21 protein-coding genes are annotated in these 19388 nt (G+C 67.4%); 8 read left to right on the top strand and 13 right to left on the bottom strand.

Annotated elements, in window-relative coordinates; genetic code table 11:
- Positions 1–22: 22 nt before the first annotated feature.
- From ACFQ50_RS05130 to ACFQ50_RS05095, 8 genes are all read right to left on the bottom strand, one after another.
- Positions 23–877: a PPK2 family polyphosphate kinase gene (locus tag ACFQ50_RS05130; RefSeq protein WP_377994423.1), complete on the bottom strand. Its 855-nt coding sequence runs from the start codon at positions 875–877 to the stop codon at positions 23–25.
- 35 nt (positions 878–912) lie between these two features.
- Positions 913–2133 carry a pyridoxal phosphate-dependent aminotransferase gene (locus ACFQ50_RS05125; protein ID WP_111905289.1) on the bottom strand — a complete coding sequence of 407 codons (1221 nt, stop codon included), beginning with the start codon at positions 2131–2133 and terminating at the stop codon, positions 913–915.
- Positions 2134–2297: 164 nt separating this feature from the next.
- Complete coding sequence (locus tag ACFQ50_RS05120) at positions 2298–3257, bottom strand: ABC transporter substrate-binding protein (protein ID WP_377994422.1); 960 nt, start codon at positions 3255–3257, stop codon at positions 2298–2300.
- Entirely contained in the window at positions 3254–3997 is a 744-nt protein-coding gene (locus ACFQ50_RS05115) for an ABC transporter permease (protein ID WP_377994421.1), read from the bottom strand. The genes ACFQ50_RS05120 and ACFQ50_RS05115 overlap by 4 nt, the downstream gene beginning before the upstream one ends.
- On the bottom strand, positions 3994–4707 hold the full coding sequence (locus ACFQ50_RS05110; RefSeq protein WP_377994420.1) for an ABC transporter permease: 714 nt from the start codon (positions 4705–4707) through the stop codon (positions 3994–3996). Before ACFQ50_RS05110 ends, ACFQ50_RS05115 begins: the two co-directional genes overlap by 4 nt.
- Positions 4707–5795: an ABC transporter ATP-binding protein gene (locus ACFQ50_RS05105; protein ID WP_377994419.1), complete on the bottom strand. Its 1089-nt coding sequence runs from the start codon at positions 5793–5795 to the stop codon at positions 4707–4709. Before ACFQ50_RS05105 ends, ACFQ50_RS05110 begins: the two co-directional genes overlap by 1 nt.
- Before the next feature lie 268 nt (positions 5796–6063).
- The gene (rsgA, locus tag ACFQ50_RS05100; protein WP_377994447.1) at positions 6064–7125 is read right to left on the bottom strand and encodes a ribosome small subunit-dependent GTPase A; all 1062 of its coding nucleotides are present in this window, start codon (positions 7123–7125) and stop codon (positions 6064–6066) included.
- 397 nt (positions 7126–7522) lie between these two features.
- Positions 7523–7975, bottom strand: a complete 453-nt coding sequence (locus tag ACFQ50_RS05095; protein ID WP_377994418.1) for an NUDIX hydrolase — start codon at positions 7973–7975, stop codon at positions 7523–7525.
- A gap of 56 nt (positions 7976–8031) precedes the next feature.
- Between ACFQ50_RS05095 and ACFQ50_RS05090 the strand changes: the two genes are divergently transcribed.
- Positions 8032–9060, top strand: coding sequence for a pirin family protein (locus ACFQ50_RS05090; RefSeq protein ID WP_377994417.1), 1029 nt, complete (start codon positions 8032–8034; stop codon positions 9058–9060).
- 99 nt (positions 9061–9159) lie between these two features.
- Here ACFQ50_RS05090 and ACFQ50_RS05085 read toward each other — a convergent pair whose 3' ends face one another.
- Positions 9160–10092 carry an N-acetylglucosamine kinase gene (locus ACFQ50_RS05085; RefSeq protein ID WP_377994446.1) on the bottom strand — a complete coding sequence of 311 codons (933 nt, stop codon included), beginning with the start codon at positions 10090–10092 and terminating at the stop codon, positions 9160–9162.
- A 90-nt stretch (positions 10093–10182) separates the two neighbouring features.
- On the opposite strand from ACFQ50_RS05085, the gene ACFQ50_RS05080 reads away from it, so the two are divergent.
- Positions 10183–11214, top strand: a complete 1032-nt coding sequence (locus ACFQ50_RS05080) for a nitronate monooxygenase (RefSeq protein ID WP_377994416.1) — start codon at positions 10183–10185, stop codon at positions 11212–11214.
- Between the two features lie 96 nt (positions 11215–11310).
- Here ACFQ50_RS05080 and ACFQ50_RS05075 read toward each other — a convergent pair whose 3' ends face one another.
- A complete protein-coding gene (locus tag ACFQ50_RS05075; RefSeq protein ID WP_377994415.1) occupies positions 11311–12297 on the bottom strand; it encodes a LysR family transcriptional regulator in 987 nt (328 codons plus the stop codon).
- A gap of 91 nt (positions 12298–12388) precedes the next feature.
- Here ACFQ50_RS05075 and ACFQ50_RS05070 point away from each other — a divergent pair, with 91 nt between their 5' ends.
- Positions 12389–13708, top strand: a complete 1320-nt coding sequence (locus ACFQ50_RS05070; protein ID WP_377994414.1) for an MFS transporter — start codon at positions 12389–12391, stop codon at positions 13706–13708.
- Positions 13709–13826: 118 nt separating this feature from the next.
- On the top strand, positions 13827–14336 hold the full coding sequence (locus ACFQ50_RS05065; RefSeq protein WP_377994413.1) for an Lrp/AsnC family transcriptional regulator: 510 nt from the start codon (positions 13827–13829) through the stop codon (positions 14334–14336).
- Positions 14337–14412: 76 nt separating this feature from the next.
- On the opposite strand, the gene ACFQ50_RS05060 is transcribed toward ACFQ50_RS05065, so the two are convergent.
- From ACFQ50_RS05060 to ACFQ50_RS05050, 3 genes are all read right to left on the bottom strand, one after another.
- Positions 14413–14649 (bottom strand): 2-nitropropane dioxygenase, encoded by a 237-nt coding sequence (locus ACFQ50_RS05060; RefSeq protein ID WP_377994412.1) that lies wholly within the window; start codon positions 14647–14649, stop codon positions 14413–14415.
- Positions 14646–15365 (bottom strand): ArsR/SmtB family transcription factor, encoded by a 720-nt coding sequence (locus ACFQ50_RS05055; RefSeq protein ID WP_377994411.1) that lies wholly within the window; start codon positions 15363–15365, stop codon positions 14646–14648. The genes ACFQ50_RS05060 and ACFQ50_RS05055 overlap by 4 nt, the downstream gene beginning before the upstream one ends.
- A gap of 116 nt (positions 15366–15481) precedes the next feature.
- Complete coding sequence (locus ACFQ50_RS05050; RefSeq protein ID WP_377994410.1) at positions 15482–16717, bottom strand: MFS transporter; 1236 nt, start codon at positions 16715–16717, stop codon at positions 15482–15484.
- 174 nt (positions 16718–16891) lie between these two features.
- Here ACFQ50_RS05050 and ACFQ50_RS05045 point away from each other — a divergent pair, with 174 nt between their 5' ends.
- From ACFQ50_RS05045 to zapE, 4 genes are read left to right on the top strand one after another with little or no spacing between them, the layout of a single operon-like run.
- On the top strand, positions 16892–17392 hold the full coding sequence (locus ACFQ50_RS05045) for an Lrp/AsnC family transcriptional regulator (protein WP_377994409.1): 501 nt from the start codon (positions 16892–16894) through the stop codon (positions 17390–17392).
- A 9-nt stretch (positions 17393–17401) separates the two neighbouring features.
- On the top strand, positions 17402–17827 hold the full coding sequence (locus ACFQ50_RS05040; RefSeq protein WP_377994408.1) for a DUF1761 domain-containing protein: 426 nt from the start codon (positions 17402–17404) through the stop codon (positions 17825–17827).
- Between the two features lie 43 nt (positions 17828–17870).
- Positions 17871–18866: a magnesium/cobalt transporter CorA gene (gene corA, locus ACFQ50_RS05035; RefSeq protein WP_377994407.1), complete on the top strand. Its 996-nt coding sequence runs from the start codon at positions 17871–17873 to the stop codon at positions 18864–18866.
- Complete coding sequence (zapE, locus tag ACFQ50_RS05030) at positions 18866–19372, top strand: AFG1/ZapE family ATPase (protein WP_377994406.1); 507 nt, start codon at positions 18866–18868, stop codon at positions 19370–19372. The genes corA and zapE overlap by 1 nt, the downstream gene beginning before the upstream one ends.
- The last annotated feature ends 16 nt before the right edge of the window (positions 19373–19388 follow it).

Raw genomic sequence — 19388 nt, 5'->3', positions numbered from 1 at the left:
CTAGCCGGAGACCAGGTCCGGTTCAGGACCGCTCGACGAGGCGTCGCTCGGCTTCAACATCGAACTCGGCCTTGGGCCATTCCAGATCAAGCTCGCCGAGCCCCTCCAGCAATAGCTGCTGCACCGCGATGCGCGCATACCATTTCTTGCTGGCGGGCACGACGTACCAGGGCGCGTAGTCCGTGGTGGTGGCATCGAAGGCTGCCTGGTAGGCGGCCATGTAATCGTCCCAGAAGGCGCGCTGTTTCAGGTCCTCGGTGTTGTACTTCCAGTGCTTGGCCGGATTGTCCAGCCGGGCCACGAGCCGTGCTCTCTGCTCGTCATTGCTGATGTGCAGCATGACCTTGACGATCTTGGTGCCCACCGCCGCCTGCCTTGCTTCGAACTCGTTGATCGCCCGGTAGCGGCGCTCAAGCTCCTTCGGGTCCGCCCAGCGGTGAACCCGGTGGATCAGGACATCCTCGTAATGGGACCGGTCAAAGACCCCCAGCATCCCGGCGGCCGGGACCTCCCTTTCGATCCGCCAGAGAAAGTCGTAGGCCTTTTCCTCGGGCGTAGGGGCCTTGAAGGATTTGAACTGGACGCCCTGCGGATCCATGGCGCCCAGAACGTGCTTCGTGATTCCGCCCTTGCCGGCAGTGTCCATGCCCTGCAGGATCAACAGGACACGCTTGGTACCGCCAAACCTGGACTCGGCGAACAGCTGCTCCTGGAGCTGCGCGAGCTTCGCGTCCAGCTCCTCAAGGAGCACCTCGCCGTCGGCCTTGTTCCCTGGATAGCCCAGGGTCGCGTCCGGATCAACATCCGCCAGCTTGAAGCCCTTGCCGACTTTCAAAGATTCGGACGGTAACTTCGTGAATTCCACAAGGCCTGCCATCGGGTCCTCTTTCCACGGTTGACTGTGGGTAAAGGCTAGTTCCCCTGATACCTGCTGAGGAAGTCTCCCATCCGGCCAATTGCTTCCTCGATGTCCTTGACGTTGGGCAGCGTCACCATCCGGAAGTGGTCGGGCCGGACCCAGTTGAACGCCCGGCCGTGGGAAACCAGGATCTTCTGTTCCTTCAGCAGGTCCAGGACAAACTTTTCGTCGTCCCGGATGCTGTAGACCTCAGGGTCCAGCTTGGGGAACAGGTAAAGCGCTCCCCGCGCCTGCTGGGTGCTGACGCCCGGGATGGCGTTGAGCATGTCGTAGGCCTTGTTGCGCTGTTCCAGCAGGCGGCCGCCGGGCAGGATGAGGTCGTTGATGCTCTGGTATCCGCCCAGGGCAGTTTGGATGGCGTGCTGGGCCGGGACGTTGGCGCAGAGCCGCATGTTGGCCAGCAGATTGATGCCTTCAAGGTAGTCCGCGGCTTCCTTCTTGGGGCCGGAGATGGCCATCCACCCGGCCCGGTAGCCACAGACGCGGTAGGCCTTGGAGAGCCCGCTGAAGGTCAGGCACAGCACGTCGTCGCCAGTGAGGCCTGCCATGTTCACGTGCACGGCGTCCTCGTAGAGGATCTTCTCGTAGATCTCGTCGGCGAAAATCACCAGCCCGTGCTTTTCGGCCAGCGCCACGATCTTGCGCAGCGTGCTTTCCGGATAGACGGCGCCGGTGGGGTTGTTCGGGTTGATGACCACGATGCCCTTGGTGCGGGGGGTGATCTTGGCCTCAAGGTCCTCCAGATCGGGCTGCCAGCCGGACTCCTCATCACAGAGGTAGTGGACCGGACGGCCACCGGCCAGTGCCACCGAGGCGGTCCACAGCGGATAGTCCGGGGTGGGGATCAGGATCTCGTCGCCCTCTTCGAGCAGGGCCATCAGCGACATGGTGATGAGCTCGCTGACGCCGTTGCCCAGGTAGATGTCGTCCACATGAATGCTCTGGATGCCGCGGGTCTGGTAGTACTGCGAGACGGCCGTGCGGGCAGAGAAGATGCCGCGGGAATCGCTGTATCCCTGGGCGTGGGGCAGGTGGCGGATCATGTCCACCAAGATCGCGTCCGGCGCTTCAAAACCGAAAGGTGCGGGGTTGCCGATGTTCAGTTTGAGGATCCGGTGACCCTCTGCCTCCATCTGCTGGGCGGCCTGAAGAATCGGTCCACGGATGTCGTAAAGGACATTATGAAGCTTGGTGGACTGCTTGAATTCTGCCATTCATCAAATATGCCACAAGCGGGATGTACTTCCGGGGAGACGTGCCCCACACGCGGCGACCCGGGACGTAACGGGCCGGCGGGGCGGCGCCGCCCAAGTAGCTCGCAGTTGTTGTCGTTTTGGGGGTTCAAAACGACAACAACTGCGAGTCAGTTGGGTTCGGGCTACTTGACGATGCCCTTGTCCTTGAGCCACGCGGCAGCGGCGTCCTTGGCGTTCTGCTTCTGGCTTCCGCTCACCGCACGGTTGAGGTTGATCAGGTCGTCCGTGGTGAGGGTCTTGGAGACGTTGTTGAGCGCTTCCTTGGCCTTGTCCGTCACCTTGGCGCCGTTGTAGAGCGGGAGTACCTGCTGGGCCTTGAAGTTGTTCTTCGGGTCCTCCAGCACAACGAGGTCATTGTCCGCGATGGACGGCGTGGTGGTGAAAATGTCGGCAACCTGGACCTCGTCGCTCAGGAGCGCCTGCAGCGTGAGGTTGCCGCCGCCGTCGCTGAAGGGCTTGAGCGCCTTGAGTTCACAGTTGTAGTTCTTCTTGAGCCCCGGGAACCCGTAGGACCGGGTCTCGAAGGTGGCGGGCGCGGCCATGGTCAGGTCCTTGCAGACCTTGGCCAGGTCCTCGATGGTCTTCAGCTGGTACTTTTCCGCCGTGGCTTTGGTGACCACCATGGCGTCCTTGTCCTCGGCCTTGGACGGCTCAAGCACGGCGAGTCCCTGCGGCAGCTTGCCCGGAAGCGCCTTGTACACGTCGTCCGCGGTCACCTGTGCTGCCTCGGTGTCGACGAATGACAGAAGGTTGCCGGAGTAGTCCGGCACGACGTCCACCGACCCGTCCTGGACGGCCTTGAAATAGATCTCCCGGGAGCCGATGTTTGGCTTGGTGGTGGCGGTGACGCCGGCCGCGTTCAAAGCACCGGCATAGATCTCGGCGATGATCTGGCTTTCCGGGAAATCCGCCGAGCCGACCACGAGTGAACCGCCGGAGGTGGCGCCGCCGGCTGCACTCGTGGAGGGGGAAGACAGCGGATTGCCGCCGCTGCAGGCGGACAGGGCAAGGGCGACGCCGACACCGGCGGCGAGGCCGCCCAGGCCACGGCGGGTGAGAGTCGTGCGGACGGGGTACTTCATGCGGTGCCTCCTTGAACAGCGGCCGCCGCGGGCGCGGCAGCCGAGAGATCGGTGGCGGCCTTGCGGCCGCCCTTGGAACGTGCTGACAGCCCCGGTGAAACGACCAGCCGCTGCACGGCCGCCAGGACGAGGTCGACGACGATCGCCAGCGCCGCGATGAGCAGCGAACCTGCCAGCATCCGCGGGAAGTCCTGGAGCACCAGTCCATCGAACAGGTAGCGCCCCAGGCCGCCGAGCGGAAGGTAGGCCACCACCGACACTGTGGCGATCACCTGCAGCACGGCCGTGCGGATGCCGCCGAACATCACCAGGAGACCATTCGGAACCTCCACGCCGAACAGGACCTGCAGCTCTTTCATGCCCATGGCGCGGGCGGCATCCACCACATTGGAGTCCACACTGGAAATGCCGGCATACGTGCCGGCCAGCAGCGGCGGGACCGTGAGGATGACCAGCGCCCACACCGGCGGCATGAGGCCGCTTCCGGCGACGAGGGCGAACAGCACCAGGAGCCCCAGCGTGGGCAGCGCGCGGAGGGCGCCGGCCACGGCCACGGCCACCACCCGGCCCCTGCCCGTGTGGCCGATGTAGAGCCCCACCGGGACGGCGATGGCGGCGGCGATGATCAGGACCAGGAAGCTGTACTGCAGGTGCTCGAGCAGGCGGACGGGTATCCCGCCCGGGCCGGACCAGTGGGCTGGATCCGCGAGCCAGGCGAATGTTTGCGTGAAGATGTTCATGAGCCCGCCCCCGCGTGCACCCTGGCGTCGGCGGTGAATTCGGCGCCGGACTTGGCGTTCGCGCCAGACTTGACGGAACCTGCCCTGGTCCAGGGTGTGAGGACCCGTTCAAGGAGGACCAGCAGCGCGTCCATCACCACGGCCAGCAGCAGGATGGCGACAATCCCCACCACCACCTCGGTGACGAAGTTCCGCTGCAGCCCGTCCGTGAACAGCATCCCCAGGTTTCCGACGCCCAGCAGGGCGGCCACGCTCACCAGCGAAATGTTGCTCACCGACACCACGCGGAGACCCGCGAACATCACTGGCAGGGACAGCGGCAGGTCGATCTGCAGGAACCGGGCGGCGGGCTTGTAGCCCATGGCCACGGCCGCCTGCCGGAGGTCGTCGTCCACGGAATCGAAGGCGTCCATGGCCGCCCGGACCAGCAGCGCCACGGCGTAGATGGTCAGGGCGATGACGACGTTCAGCGGGTCAAGGATCCGGGTTCCCAGCAGCGGCGGGAGAATGATGAACAGCGCCAGCGAGGGGATGGTGTAAAGCAGGGAACTCACGGTGGCCACGAGCTGCCGAAGTGCGCTGTGCCGCCGCGACAACTGTGCCAGCGGGATGGAGATCAGCAGGCCCAGGACCATCGGAACCAGGGCCAGGGCCAGGTGCTGGCCCGCCCTTTCGAAGACCATGGGGCTGTTCGCCAGGAACCACTGCATCAGAGTGCGCCCTGCCGGGTCCGGCGCGCGGACTCGATGACGGAAAGCACCTCCGCGCCCTTGACGACGCCGGCAACCTTGCCGTCGCCGTCGACCGCGACGCCGAGACCCGAGGGTGACGACAGGGCGGCATCGAGGGCGCGCCGGAGGGTGTCGCCCGGCCGGAACAGTGAGCCGCCGGGGATGAGCTGGGAGTCAAGGCCGGGGCCTTCCCAACCCAGCGGGCGCTGCTGGTCATCCACCACGAGGCGCCAGCTGTTCTCATGCGCTTTGGCGTCCCCGCCCCGGGTGACCGTGTCCACGGGATGAACCGCGACGCCGTCGGCCGTGGTGAAGGCGAGGTGCCGAAACCCGCGGTCCCGGCCCACAAAGGAAGCCACGAACTCGTTCGCCGGCGCCCGGAGGATCTCCTCGGGGGTGGCGTACTGCGCCAGCTTGCCGCCGACGGCGAAGACCGCCACCTTGTCCCCCAGCACGGTGGCCTCGTCGATGTCGTGGGTGACGAAGACGATGGTCTTGGCCAGGTCACGCTGCAGGCGCAGGAGCTCCTGCTGAAGTTCGTCGCGGACCACGGGATCCACGGCGCTAAAGGGCTCATCCATCAGCAGGACCGGCGGGTCGGCGGCGAGCGCCCGGGCAACGCCGACGCGCTGCTGCTGGCCGCCGGAGAGCTGCGACGGGTACCGCTTGCCCAGCGACGGGGCCAGCCCCACGACGTCGAGCAGTTCTTCCGCGCGCCTGCGGGCGTCAGCTTTCGCCACGCCGTTCAGCCGGGGCACCGTGGCGATGTTGTCCACCACGGAGCGGTGCGGCATCAGGCCCGACGACTGCATCACATAGCCCATGGAGCGCCGGAGTTCTGCCGCCGGCACGGAGGTGACGTCCCGTCCTCCCACGGTGATGGTCCCGGACGTGGGCTCCACCATCCGGTTGATCATGCGCAGGGAGGTGGTCTTGCCGCAGCCTGATGGTCCCACGAACACCGTGATGGAGCCGCGGTCAATGGACATGCTCAACTGGTCCACCGCCGGTTGCCCGCTCTGGTACTGCTTGGTGACGCTCTGGAACTCAATCATGGCTTCGGCCATACCCGGCTTACCTAACTGTTGGGCGGCAACATCGGACGGTAAAGCGAATTGATCATATGCATGCTGTTTTTTGGCTGTAAAGCGCGTCTTGACACAGCGTAACCACTGCCTCAGGCAAAACCGCCGCAGGCGCGGATACCTTAATCATTCGGAGACAAACACCAATGATTCGGTGCCGTCCCCCGCCCGGATGGGTGGCGGAGTTTTTGTCCAGATAATGGGTCCAAAAGACCCCGGAGCGGCCATTATCTGGACAAAAACTCCAGCCTCAGGAATGGCGGTATCGCTCGGCGGCCCGCTGGCTCCGGCCGGCCACCACCACTTTCTGGTGCCATTCCCGCTGGTACGCCCTTCTCGCCGCAGCGTCGTGGCGGCGCTCCAGGGCGGCGAGCTCCCGCTGCAGCTTGACGTAACTTGCCCAGCGCCGCTCCTCGAGGGACCCGTCGTCGAGCGCCTCACGGACCGCGCACCCTGGTTCCCTGTCATGGGCGCAGTCCGAGAAGCGGCACTGTTCGAAGAGCATGTGCAGGTCGCCGAACATCTCCTCCATCCCGTCGTCGGCGTCGAACAGCCCGAAGCCGCGGACACCCGGGGTGTCCATCAGAACGGCGCCGTTGGGCAGCGGCACCAGCTCCCGCGCCGTGGTGGTGTGCCGCCCCCTGCCGTCGGTGGCCCTGACGTCGCCTGTTGACTGGACGTGGTGGCCCGCGAGCGCGTTGATGAGCGTGGACTTTCCTGCGCCGGAGGGTCCAAGCAGGGCGATTGTCCGCCCCGGCTGCACCCGGGAGAGCAATTCGTCGATGCCGTCCCCCTGCTCGGCAGAGGTGGTCACCACGTCCACTCCGGCTGCCTGCAGGATGACCTTCCCGACGACGTCATCGGCGATGTCCGCCAGGTCCGCCTTCGTGATGATCACCAGGGGTGTGGCACCGGAATCCCAGACGGCAACAAGCGTCCGTTCGAGCCTGTTGTGGCTCAGCGGACGGTCCACCGGAACAACCACGCCCACCATGTCGATGTTCGCGGCGAGGACCTGTGCCTCCGTGGACGGATCGAAGGCACGTTTGCGGCTCAGCTCGGACGTGCGGGGAAGCACCCCGACGACGGCCGGTTCCGCCGCCCGGTTGCGGCCGAGCCAGATCCAGTCGCCGGTGGCCGGCACGGCACCGGCCGGGTAGGGCAGATGCATCAGTCCGTCGGCCGTGGCGGCCACAATCCGGTTGCGGTCCACCCGGACGACGCGGGCGGCTGCCTCGCCGCCGGCGGCCGGATGGGCTGCGAAGTGCTGCGCCGCTGCCGCCGTGAAGCCGTACGGGACTGGGCCTGGCAGGTGGTCAGGTTGTATGGGAGGGATTTGGTTTTGAAGCTGGTTGGCACGAAGGCCGGAAGGATTTTTCACTGTGAACCTCGGGTTGGCCCCGAAGTGCCGCCGGCCGTCCGGACAGTGCGCTGTGCACCGAGTGTGCTGGACTGGCTACGAGCGGGCAGCAGGGGCAGGAGTAATGAAGGTGTTTTCGACTGGGCGCGGAGCGCGCACGAATTCTGCAATCATCAGGTCCACCTCCCCCGCACTGTGTTCAACCGCACTGTGTTCAACCGCACTGTGTTCAACCGCACTGTGTTCAGCCGGATTGTGTTCATGTCAGCCTGGCCGCCGCCGGACAGAATGTCCGCGGCCTCCCCCAGAATAGCCAGCCGGGCGCCGCCTGGCTAGGGAAACCAGGAATTCAGTCCAGCTTGCCGTTGACCGGCCGTTCCCGGAACAACCGCAGCGCGGCATCGACCAGGGACACCCTGTTGAGCGAACCGACGTCGTGCAGCTGTATCCACGCGGCGTGCGTGGTGGTGCCGTTCTCTTCGTGGGTGAGCTCCCCGCCCGTCACCCTCGCCTCATACACCAGGCGGAGGGCCTGAAAGTCGCGGTCCGCCCCGTCCAGCCGCGAACCCGCCGGCCAGTGCCCGACGTCGATCCCCAGCATCGCGCCGATTTCGGCGTGGTAGCCCGTCTCCTCGAAGACCTCCCGGATGCAGCCGTCCACGGGATGCTCGGCAAGGTCCAGCCCGCCGCCGGGCAGCGTCCAGCCTTCCTTGCCGTCCTGCTTCCAGTACGCGAGGAGGATGGCGCGGTCGCGGATGATCACCGCGTAGGCGGCGGGGCGGGTGTCGAAGAGAACGGTCATGGCTCCAGCGTAGCCCCGCGCTATCCGCGTGCAGGCGGCCGTCCTAGAGTGGGACTGTGACGAATCTGGAGCTTCTCCCGCAGGAGGAAACCTGCCCGCCCGCCGGCCCGGACACAGGGACGGGAACCGGGCCATGCCTGCAGCTGTGGCCGGCCCGTGAAGTGCCGCTCGGCGGGGTCCGCGCGATGTCGGTGCTCCGCACCCTCCCCCAGCGCGGCCTGCCCACTGTGGGCGCTTGGTGCTTCCTGGACAGCTTCGGCCCCGACCGGACGGCGATGTCCGTGCTGCCGCACCCACATACCGGCCTGCAGACCGTGACGTGGCCCCTCGCCGGGCAGATCAGGCACCGGGACAGCGTGGGCAGCGACGTCATTGTCCGCCCGGGCGAGCTGAACATCATGACAGCCGGGCACGGCGTCTCGCACTCCGAGTTTGCCATGCTGCCGGCAACGGACGACGCCGGTGCAGGGCTTCCGCTGCAGCGGGGGCTGCAGCTGTGGGTCGCGTTGCCGGACGGGGAACGGGACAGGCCTCCGGCCTTCGAGCAGCACCGCAACCTTCCGACGGTCCGTGGCCCGGGCTATACGGCCACGGTGATGGTGGGGACCTTCGCCGGCGCTTCCTCGCCGGCCACGATGTACACGCCCATCGTCGGAGCGGACGTCAGCTGCGGCGGCGCCGCCGCTTTTCCGCTTGACCCGGCGTTCGAACACGCCGTCCTGGTGCTCGACGGCGGCCTGACGGTGGACGGGCAGGACGTCGGGCCGGGGCCGCTGGGCTACCTGGGGGCCGGGCGCGAGGTCCTGGCCGTGGACGCCCTGCCGGAGACCCGGTTCGTGCTGATCGGCGGCGAGCCGCTCCAGGAGGAGCTGCTGATGTGGTGGAACTTCGTGGGCAGGACGCATGAGGAGGTGGCCCAGGCACGGGCGGACTGGGAGGCCCAGGCCGAACTGTCCGACGCGGCTGCCGAAGCCTCGCGGTTCGGGCTGGTCCACGGCCACGGTCCTGACGCGGGCCGCGAGGCAGGCAGGATCCCCGCACCGCCCTTGCCCGGGGTGAAGCTCAGGCCACGGACCCGGTCCTGAGTCACGGCCGCCCCGGGCTGGCTCTCTCCAAGCGCGAACGGACACCTGGGGCCCTCAACGCGGGGCTCAAGTGTCCGTTCGCGCCCGGTTACACCAGTGTCAGCCCTGGCCACGGACCAGCAGCGGAACACCGAAGACAGGGTCCTGCTCCAGGATCCGCACATCGCTGACTCCGGCTGCCGCCAGGTGCTTCCGGAACGAGTCCTGGAGCCGGACAACGTTCATGCCCAGGCCGCTGCCCAGGATGACCGGTCCGTCCAGCCCCAGCTGCCGGAGGACCTGGGCCGCCATGTCCGCCAGGTCCTTGCCCGCCTGGTCGATCAGGTCGCGGCTGACGCTGTGGCCGGCGTCGGCCGCCTCCACCACCAGCCGGGCCTGCTGCGCCCAGAAGCGGCGTCCCGTGTCCGGGGAGTGAAAGAGCGCGATCAGCTTGTTCGGGTCGTCTGTGCTGCAGGAGTCCAGCAGCGCCCGGGTCAGCGCGTCCGGTTCCTGCCCCTGGTTCATGCGCCGCAGGCTGTGGCGCACTGCCTCCCGGCCCAGCCAGTAGCCGCTGCCTTCGTCGCCCAGGAGGTAGCCCCAGCCGCCGGCCCTCGCCTCGTCGCCGTTCCCGTTCGTGCCCCAGGCCGCCGAGCCGGTGCCCGCAATGACTGCGACGCCGGTGTTGGCGCCGCCGGCCGCGAGCAGGAGCCGGGAGTCGTGGACCACCGTGATCCGGGCCCCCGGGGCGTGCGGCGCGATGAGTGCTGCCAGGGCGGCGGCGTCCTCATCGGTGTCGATTCCGCCCGCACCGGCATAGACCTGTGCCACCGGGCCACGGCCGATTTTTGCGAAAAGCTCCTCGAGATGCGCAGCGGCTTCCGCCCGGCTGACATTCTGGACGTTGGCGCTTCCCACGCTCTCGTCAGCCACCGGTTCCCCGTGTTCGAAGCGGACGCCCCTCGTCTTGGTGCCGCCGATGTCGAGGCCGATCACGACGTCGTCGGGCTGGGCAGTGCCCGACCGGGCAGAACCGGACGGGACAGCATGGGACACGACCGGAGTGGACGCATCAGGGGCCGCACCGGATAGGTTGTCAGAGTTAGTCACCTGAACAGAGTACTGATTAGCCCCAAGGAGCAGGCCATGTCCCTCGCCGAGATCGATACCCGCATCATTGCCGCGCCCATGGCGGGCGGGACGTCGACGCCGGGCTTCGTGACGGCCGTGCACCGCGCCGGAGGGCTGGGCTTCCTGGCCGCGGGCTACAAGAGTGCGGACGCGGTCAGCGCCGAAATCCGTGCCTGCCGGGACGCCGGCGTCCGGTTCGGACTCAACGTTTTTGTGCCCGACCATGCACAGCTGAACCCCGCCCCCGACGCTGTGGCCAGGCTGGAAGACTACCGGAGCAGCCTCGACCGGGACGCCGGGCGCTATGGCGTGACCGTGCCACCCCTGGTGCTTGACGACGACGATGCCTGGCAGGCGAAGATCGACCTCCTCCTGCAAGAGCCCGTTGAACTGGTCAGTTTCGCGTTCGGGCTGCCCGGTTCCCCCATTGTCCAGGCGCTCCGGAAGGCCGGGTCCACCGTCCTGGCCACGGTCACCAGCCGCGCCGAGGCCGAGTTGGCAGCGGACCGCGGCTTCGATGCCCTCGTCGTCCAGCACAGCAGCGCGGGCGCCCATTCCGGTGCTTTCCTGCCCGCGGCGGCACGTGTCGGGATGCCGCCGTCGACCGCTGACTTGATCCGGGAGGTAAGGGCCGCCGTCGGCCTGCCGCTGATCGCAGCCGGCGCGGTATCCGACGCCGCCGCTGTCAGGTCGGTGATTGCCGCCGGGGCGGCCGCCGCCCAAGTGGGAACGGCGCTGCTGCGGACGGAGGAAAGCGGCGCGCGGCCGCTGCACAAGGACGCCCTTGGCGATGACCGCTTCACGGAAACAACACCCACCCGGGCGTTCACGGGCCGCTACGCACGGGCACTCGTCAATGACTTTGTCCGCGACCACGGGGACGCACCGGAGGGCTACCCCGCCATCCACCATCTGACCGCCCCCATCCGCGCGGCGGCTGCCGCCGCCGGTGACCGGGAGCGGCTGAACCTTTGGGCGGGGAAGGGCTGGCGCTCGGCCAGGACGGGACCCGTGGCCGAGGCGATCGGCGCACTGCTGGACGGTTAAGCTCCAGGGCGGTTAAGGAGCCCGACGGCAGGAGGCGCGGCTCCAGGGGGCACGGCTCCGGGTGGCACGGCTCCCGGGGCCAGCGCCGCGTGCCGGTCAGGCGCCCGACCGGGCCCGGACCAGCCCCGCCAGCAGCCCGGGTCCCTCGTTCAACACGAGCTCGCGGAAGAGGCGCACGGCGTCCGATTCACTGTCCCGCACGCTGCGGCGTTCCCGCCAGGCCAGGCCGATCTCGCGGTATGCCAGTTCCGACTCCAGCGCAACTTCCACCCAGCCCAGGTCGCCGGTGGCTTCCGTGACACCGCGGCCCGGGCTGCTGCCGCCCTCCGGCGGCAGGATGCTGACACCCAGGCCTGCGGAAACCAGGCCACGCGCGGTGTGGGAATCCTGGCTTTCGAAGGCTATCCGCGGCCTGAAGCCGGCCTCCCGGAACAGCGCATCCGTCAGGGAGCGCAGCCCGTAGCCGGATCCGAGCGCAACGAACGGGTCTTTCCGGATCTGGGCCACGGCCACCGACGTCCGGTCGGCAAGAGGGTGCCGGTGGTGCACCACGAGCCGCAGCGGTTCCCGGTACAGGGCAACGGAGCCAATGGTCCTGCTGGCGGGTGCCACGGGGGCGGTCAGGGCGAGATCGGCGGCGCCGGAGGACAGTTCCGCGAGGCAGCTGTCGCGGGAGCCCTGGCTGAGGTCGAACTCCGTCTGCGGATAGCGGCTCCTGAACGCACTGATGAGCAAGGGCAGCGTCGCCTCCCCAAACGTGTGCTGAAAGGTGACGGCGATCCGGCCGCGCACCACCTCCGATTGGTGCCGTACAAGGTCCAGGCCGGCGCGGAACTCGGCGAGCGCCGACTCCACATAAGGCAGCAGCGTCGCGGCGGCTGGAGTGAGCCGCACTCCCCTGCCGTCCCGGACCAGCAGATCGGTCCCCACCACGGCGCTGGCACGCGCCAGCGCTCGGCTAACGGTCGACTGCGGAACGCCCAGCAGCTCGGCGGTTTCGGTGATGTGTTGGGTCCGCCCGAGCTCTGCCAGCAGGGGCAGGATCGGCAGCAGCTGCACGAGCTGCCTGTGCTCGATATCCACGGTTTTTCCTCCGTCAATCAATCCGATACAGCATGAATAGTCGATGAATCATGCATTGGATACTAGAACAGCCTAGATCTACGCTGAAGGCATGCCAACGCCGCGCAAGCACGCCCCCGGAACCCCGCCGCGCCAGTCGCGGCCACCGGCCGGTGCCGCCGCCAAGGCGGGGGCCGAGTGGAACGGGCACCGGAAGGGCTCCCAGGCCTACGGGAGAATCCTGGCTGGCCTAGCGTTCGCCGGCGTGGCCACCTTCGCGCAGCTCTATTCCACCCAGGCAGTGCTCCCCGTCATGGCCGCCGAGCTTCGGGTGAGCGCCGCGGAAGCCGCGCTCACCATTTCGCTGGCCACTGTGGGCCTCGCCGTCACCGTCATCCCCTGGTCGTTCCTCGCAGACCGGATCGGGAGGGTGAAAGCGATGACCTGGGGAATCTGCCTGGCCACGGCCTTGGGGCTGCTGGTGCCGCTGGCCACGTCCTTTCCCGTGCTGCTGGGCCTCCGGATGCTGGAGGGCATGGCCCTGGGCGGCATCCCTGCCATCGCCATTGCCTACCTCAACGAGGAGATCGACCGGGCGCATGCTGCCGTGGCCGCGGGCAGCTACGTCGCCGGCACCACCCTGGGCGGGCTGGCCGGCAGGCTCGTGGCCGGACCGGCGGGGGAACTGTGGGGATGGCGCGCCGCCGCGCTCGCCGTCTCCGTCCTGGCCACGGTGGCCGCCGTGCTCTTCCTGGTCCTCATTCCCAAGGCCCGGGGCTTCAGCCCGGCCCGCGGCATAGGCCTGCGCGGTGCGGCCAGGACACTGTCAGGGCATCTGGCCAATCCGCGGCTGCTGGCACTGTACGTGCAGGCCTTTCTGCTGATGGGCGGCTTCGTAGCTGTCTACAACTATCTCGGGTTCCGGCTTTCCGGCGAACCGTTCAGCCTTCCCGCCACGCTCATCAGCCTCATCTTCCTGGCCTATCTGTCAGGCACGGTGACCTCACGCTGGGCCGGAGCCCTGACGCAGCGCTTCGGCCGGCGGACAGTGCTGCTTGCTGGAATTGCGGTGATGGCGGCAGGCCTGGCCCTCACCCTTACCCAGGTGCTGGCGCTGATACTGGCCGGACTCATCATTTTCACCGGCGGCTTCTTCGCCGCCCACAGCGTCGGCGCGGGCTGGACGGGAGCCATCGCCCAGACCGGCCGGGCACAGGCAGCATCGCTGTACAACCTCGCGTATTACCTGGGTTCCAGCATCCTGGGCTGGGCAGGTGGGCTGGTGTTCCAGTCGCTCGGCTGGCCGGCGCTGGCCACCGCCGTCATCATCCTGGGGTGTGCGACGGCGGTGATCACCGCCGTCGTGCATCCCGCCTCCGGGCGCCAACGGCGGCATCGCCCACAGGACGAGGCGAGCCTGCAGCATTCCTGAATTATTCGCCGCCGAACCGGACGGGAAACCTGCAGATGTTCGGAAGTGAAGCCTGCCCGTGAATGTCTTGGCCAGATTCGCGCCGCTAAGATGAACGGAGAACACTTCAGGAGGATTCGTGAGCAGCAACCCGAAGAATATTCGGCCGGCGGCGGGGCACGAGCCGCTCGACGCCATCGATGAGCGGCTGCTGGCGGCCCTGGTGGACGATGCCCGGATATCCAACAAGCAACTGGCGGAACTGGTGGGCATCGCCCCCTCCACCGCCCTCATGCGGACCCGCGCACTCTCAGACCGGGGCATCATCCAGGGATTTGAGGCGAAGCTGAGCCTTTCCGCGATCGGGCGGTCGGTGCAGGCCCTGATCGCTGTCCGGCTCCGCGCCCACGACCGGGAGCAGATCGACCGGTTCACCTCCCGCGTCCCCAAGCTGCCCGCCGTGCTGTCAACCTTCCACACGTCGGGCTCGGTCGACTATCTGCTGCACATCGCCGTCGCCACCACCGAGGACCTTCGGGACTGGGTTCTGGACAACCTCGCCACTGACCCCGTGGTGGGCCACACCGAGACCACACTGGTGTTCGAGCACATGCCTGGCAACCACGGGCCGCTGCCCGACCAGGACTGACCCGGCAAGAGGATCCGGCCAAAGGACTGACCCGGCGAGAGGACTGGGGCGGCACCGGGACGACCCTCCGGCCTACCTAGCGGCGGGGAAGCAGCAGGCCCGAGTGGGCTGCGCCGAGAAGGTCGCCGCGGAGAAGGGCCAGCTCGTCGCGGCGCCGGGCGGCGGCCCGCTGTTGCCGCACGGTTTCCTCCGGAATAACCCGCCGCCGCTCCGCCCATTCCACCAGGCCGGCACCGACACGAACGGCCACAGCTTCCAAGAGAGAGGCACGGCGGTAGCCGAGGACGGACTGGTTGACCGATAGAGCACTCATGGCTCTTTCCTTTCGGGACTCGTTGACTGTTTTGTACTGATCGACTCCGCATCGGCGGTGTCCTGCGCTTTGCGCTGGCCGCGGGTGCCTGCTGATGCGGGGACACCGAGGATGGGGAAGGCGTTGAAGTGGATCTGTACCGGCCGGGCGCCCCGCTGGTCCCCCTCGCCGCGGATCTCCTCCAGCAGCCGGTAGGAGTAGGCCTCCATGGCCCGCGTGTACGCGCCCAGCTGCTCCTCGTTCATCCGCACGTTGGCGGTGCTGACGGTGGCGGCTTCCAGCCAGTCGCGGTCCAGGGTGTCCGCCCCGTGCGCCATGAAGTCGGCGAGCACGGCCTGCCTGCGCAGTTCGAATTCGCGGTTGACCAGCCGGGATGCCTCCTGGGTGGCGGGGGAACTTGCAAGTTCAGGTGACGATACCTCGATGGCGCCGCGCGGCCGTTCCCACCACCGCTCCCGTGCCGTGCCCTTGCCCTCTACTTCCCGGACGAAATCGTGCTTGGCCAGCTGGCGCAGGTGGTAGCTCGTGGAACCGCTGGACTCCCCCAGCAGCTCGCCTAGGCTGCATGCCGTCTGCGCGCCGTACCGGGACAGCATCTCCAGGATCTGGACGCGCAACGGGTGCGCAAGGGCCTTGAGGGAGGCCGGATCCATCTTACGGACGGGGTACTGCAGTTCCTGCACGCCGGGGGCTTCGGTGCTGGGCTTGATGGCCATACGCCAAGGCTACTCTTGCAAAGATTCCTTTGCAACGATTATTTTGCAATCAGTTCTTTGCAATCGTTTCTTTGCAAGAACCCTGCTTTACGACGGCGGCAGGCCACCAGCCGCTGCTACCGGCGGAGGCTCCGGCGCCAGGTAATCGCGGCCAGGAGCCCCGCCGCGCAGGCGCAGGCTGACACGAATCCGGCGACGGCCGCGTCGAGTCCGTAGGCCGCCGTCGCGAGCCCCAGCCCCATCACCGGGACAGCGCTTCCGAGATAGGTGATCACGTAGACCGTGCTGATGATCTGTGCATGCCGGGACGCCTCCACCTTGCCGGCCACGTCATTGAAGACGGTCCGGAAGGCGATGCCCTGGCCGGCGCCTGCGGCAACGCTCGCCGCCACCAGCAGCCACGGGTTGCCGGCCGCAGCCGCGGCCGCAATGAGCGCCACGGCGCCGCCGAGCACAGCCAACCCTGCCGGCACAGCGAACCTGCTCCGGACGGCAACCAACTGGCTCAGGGCGGACGACCCCAGGGTGAGCCCGGCCAGCAGGCCAATCAGTGGCCGGGAGTCGGTGCTGAGGACTTTCGCGAAGTAGCCGGGTGCGAGGGAAAGGCAGAAGCCGAATACGGCAAAGCTGAGGAAGCCGACGGCCGCCGCCAGCCAGAATGCGCCCCGGGCCTCGCGGGACACTGTTGGCCGGCGCGGCGCCAGGGCCTTCAGCGGGCGGGGGCCGGCAGCAGGCTTGATGGCGGGCCGGGCGCGGAGCAGGTACAGCGGGACCAGCAGGGCTGCCAGGACGAGCGAATGGACGAGGTACGGCGTCGTGGTGGACCCGGGCAGAAGGGACAGGATCCCGCCGATCGCGGGGCCCGCTGCCACGCCCCCGGCCGAGGCCAGCAGGGTGAAACGGGAGGCCCACTCCGGGCGTTCCGGCAGCAGCTCACGCAGTGCCGCCGAGCTGGCCCCCGTTGCCAGGGCGACGGCAACGCCCTGGAGCGCCCGGCCGCCGCACAGCCCGGCAAGACTGTCTGCCCCCGCAAAGACCAGCCCGCCCGCGAGCCCCGTCAGCACGGCAAGGAGGAGCGCCGCACGGCGCCCGATGTGGTCGGACCAGTGCCCGGCAAGCATGAGCGTGGCCACGAGCGCCAGGACGTAGGCAGCGAACGCGACGGTGATGCCCAGGGAACTGATGCCCAGCCGCACCTGCAGCAGCGGATACAGCGGGGTCGCCAGGTTGGCTCCCACCAGGAGCGTGAAAATGACGACGCCGGCCATGGTCAGCCGTGAGGTGGTGGACGCATCCCAGCCCCAGCGGGTGGCCGTCGCCGGACGCATTCGAAGTTCGCTAAAGACGGTCATGCCCGTGCCCTTGCCTGTGTGTCCGCGGAACCTGCCCCTTATGGGGGCTGCACGCGCGGATGGAATCTTGGTACCTAAAGAATGCGGCAAGAGTGCGTACCCAGTGCGTCATTTTGTGGGAATATTGAGCAAAACCATCAATCTTTGGCCGGATTCATGAACCGGAGTGACGATTTGAACACCTTGGACCCCACGGATCTGAAGATCCTGCTCGAACTGATCCGCGACCCCCGCGTCCAGATCGGCGAGCTGAGCGACAAACTCGGCATCGCGCGGAACACCGCCCAGTCACGCGTGCGCCGGATGCTGCGCTCCGGCATCCTGCACGACGGCGGCCGCGAGATCGACCTCGAAGCGGTGGGTTACGACGTCGTCGCCTTTGTGACGATTGAAGTAACCCACCGGGAGCTCGACGGCGTGATCGCCGCTTTGCGGCTGATTCCCCAGGTCCTAGAAGTGCACGAGATCTCCGGCAGGGGCGACGTCTGGTGCCGGGTAGTGGCCACCGATACGCAAAACCTCCAGGGCGCGCTGCGTTCGATCCTGCGCGTCAAGGGAGTGATCCGCACCGAGACCGTGCTTGCCCTCCACACTCACATCCCGTACCGGACCGAGCCGCTGATCAGCCGGCTCGTTCAGTCGGCTCCGGCGCCTGCGCCGGCCCGGCCGGAATAGGATGCGAGGATGGATTGGCTCTCTTACTTCTTTCAGATCAACTGGCTTGCGGTGCTTCTTGCCTTCATCGCGAGCATGGCCATCGGCTTCGTCTGGTACCTGCCCGCCGTGCTCGGCAAGCGGTGGATGGAAGCCGTGGGCAAAACGGAAGATGACCTCAGGAAGTCCGAGGGCGGCGCCGGAATCTGGGTTCCCATGATGGCAGCCGCAGCCGTGACAGCCGTCCTCCTTGCAGTGCTGATCAGCAAGCTCGGGCTCGACACCGCGCTGGCCGGCGGATGGTTCGCATTTGTTCTGGCGGTGGTGTTTCGCGTGGGTGGCCATTTGATCCACAACGGCTTCGCCGGACGTCCTGCCGCGGTGACGCTGATCGATTCCGGCCACGATGTCCTCGCTGTGACGGCCGCCGGAGTCATCATCGGCGCAATGTCCTGACCCGACGCGATGTCCTGACCCAACAGACGGAGACCTGCACACTGTGACCATCATCGATAACGCCGTCTACGTCGACGGGGTCCGCACCGCGGAGCCCGAAAACCTGGAACAGACGTTTGAAACGCTTGGCAGCCACGGCGGGATGGCCTGGATCGGCCTGTACCGGCCCTCGAAAGCCGAGATGGCCGCCGTCGCCGAGGAGTTTGGCCTGCACGACCTCGCCGTCGAGGACGCCATCTCGGCCCATCAGCGGCCAAAGCTGGAGCGCTACGGGGACAGCCTGTTCACTGTTCTGAGGCCGGCCCGGTACCGCGATGACACCGAAACCGTGGAATTCGGAGAGCTCCATATCTTCGTTGGCAAGAACTTCGTGGTGACGGTCCGGCATGCCGAGATGTCCGGCGTCGGACAGGTACGCCGCCGCCTGGAGTCCCGGCCGGACCTCCTCCGCCACGGACCGCCGGCAGTGCTGTACGGGCTGCTGGACCAGGTGGTGGACGACTACGCTCCGGTGGTGGCCGGGCTGGAGAACGACATCGACGAAATCGAGGACCAGCTGTTCTCCGGGGACTCGACGGTGTCCCGCCGCATCTATGAACTCGCCCGCGAGGTCATCCAGTTCCAGCGGGCCATCCACCCCCTGCCGGCCATGATGCAGCAGCTCAACCGGGGGTTCGACGACTTCGCTGCCGGCGCCGACCTCCAGCACAATCTTCGCGATGTGGAGGACCACGTGGAGCGGGTGATTTCGCGGGCCGATTCGTTCCGTGACCTCCTGCAGAACGCACTGACCCTGGACGGCACGCTCACGGCCAACCGGCAAAACGAGGCCGGCGCGCAGCAGAACGAACAGGTAAAGAAGATCTCGTCCTGGGCTGCGATCTTCTTCGCACCGTCTTTCGTGGCCGGCGTGTACGGCATGAACTTTGACCACATGCCGGAGCTCCACTGGGCCTACGGCTATCCCATGGCGATCCTGCTGATGGTTGGCACAGCCGCCCTGATGTATCTCATCTTCAAGCGGAAGGGCTGGCTCTAGTGGCAGGATTTCACCGGGGCCTGGTCATCACGCCCGGCACGGAACGGCAGCTGGGTGCCTGCGGGCTCTTCAGCCCTTCCCCTTCCCAGCGGGACGTCCTGGCCCTGCCCACCGGTCCGCTGTCAGTCAAAGGCGCCGGCCCGGACATGCTGTGGGCGAGTTTTGCCGAGCTGTGCGGCGGGGCACGATCGACGTCGGACTATCTTCTGCTGGCGGAGCGGTTCCCCGCCTGGGTGGTGGACGGCATACCCGCACCTTCAGCAGAAGGCGGGGCCGGCCCGGCTGACTGGCAGCGGTTCCTGGCTGTGCTGGACGTCCTCCACGGGCAGGACATCACTCCGTTCCTCATCGCCCCGGGGCTTCTTGGCAGCCTCTTTGGCGGGCCGGAGTGCCGCGCTCCTGAGGAACTGGCCCCCGTCATGTCACGAATAGAAGAGCGACTCTCGAAGCTTCGCCGGATCGAATCGGACGAACAGTTGGCGGATGAGCAGTCCGGCGGCTGCTAGCACCAGCCGTAACCCG

The organism is Arthrobacter sp. NPDC056493, assembly GCF_042795115.1.
Classification (GTDB): domain Bacteria; phylum Actinomycetota; class Actinomycetes; order Actinomycetales; family Micrococcaceae; genus Arthrobacter.
Note: the sequence above shows the minus strand (reverse complement) of the source record. Positions and strands in the feature narration are given on the sequence as shown.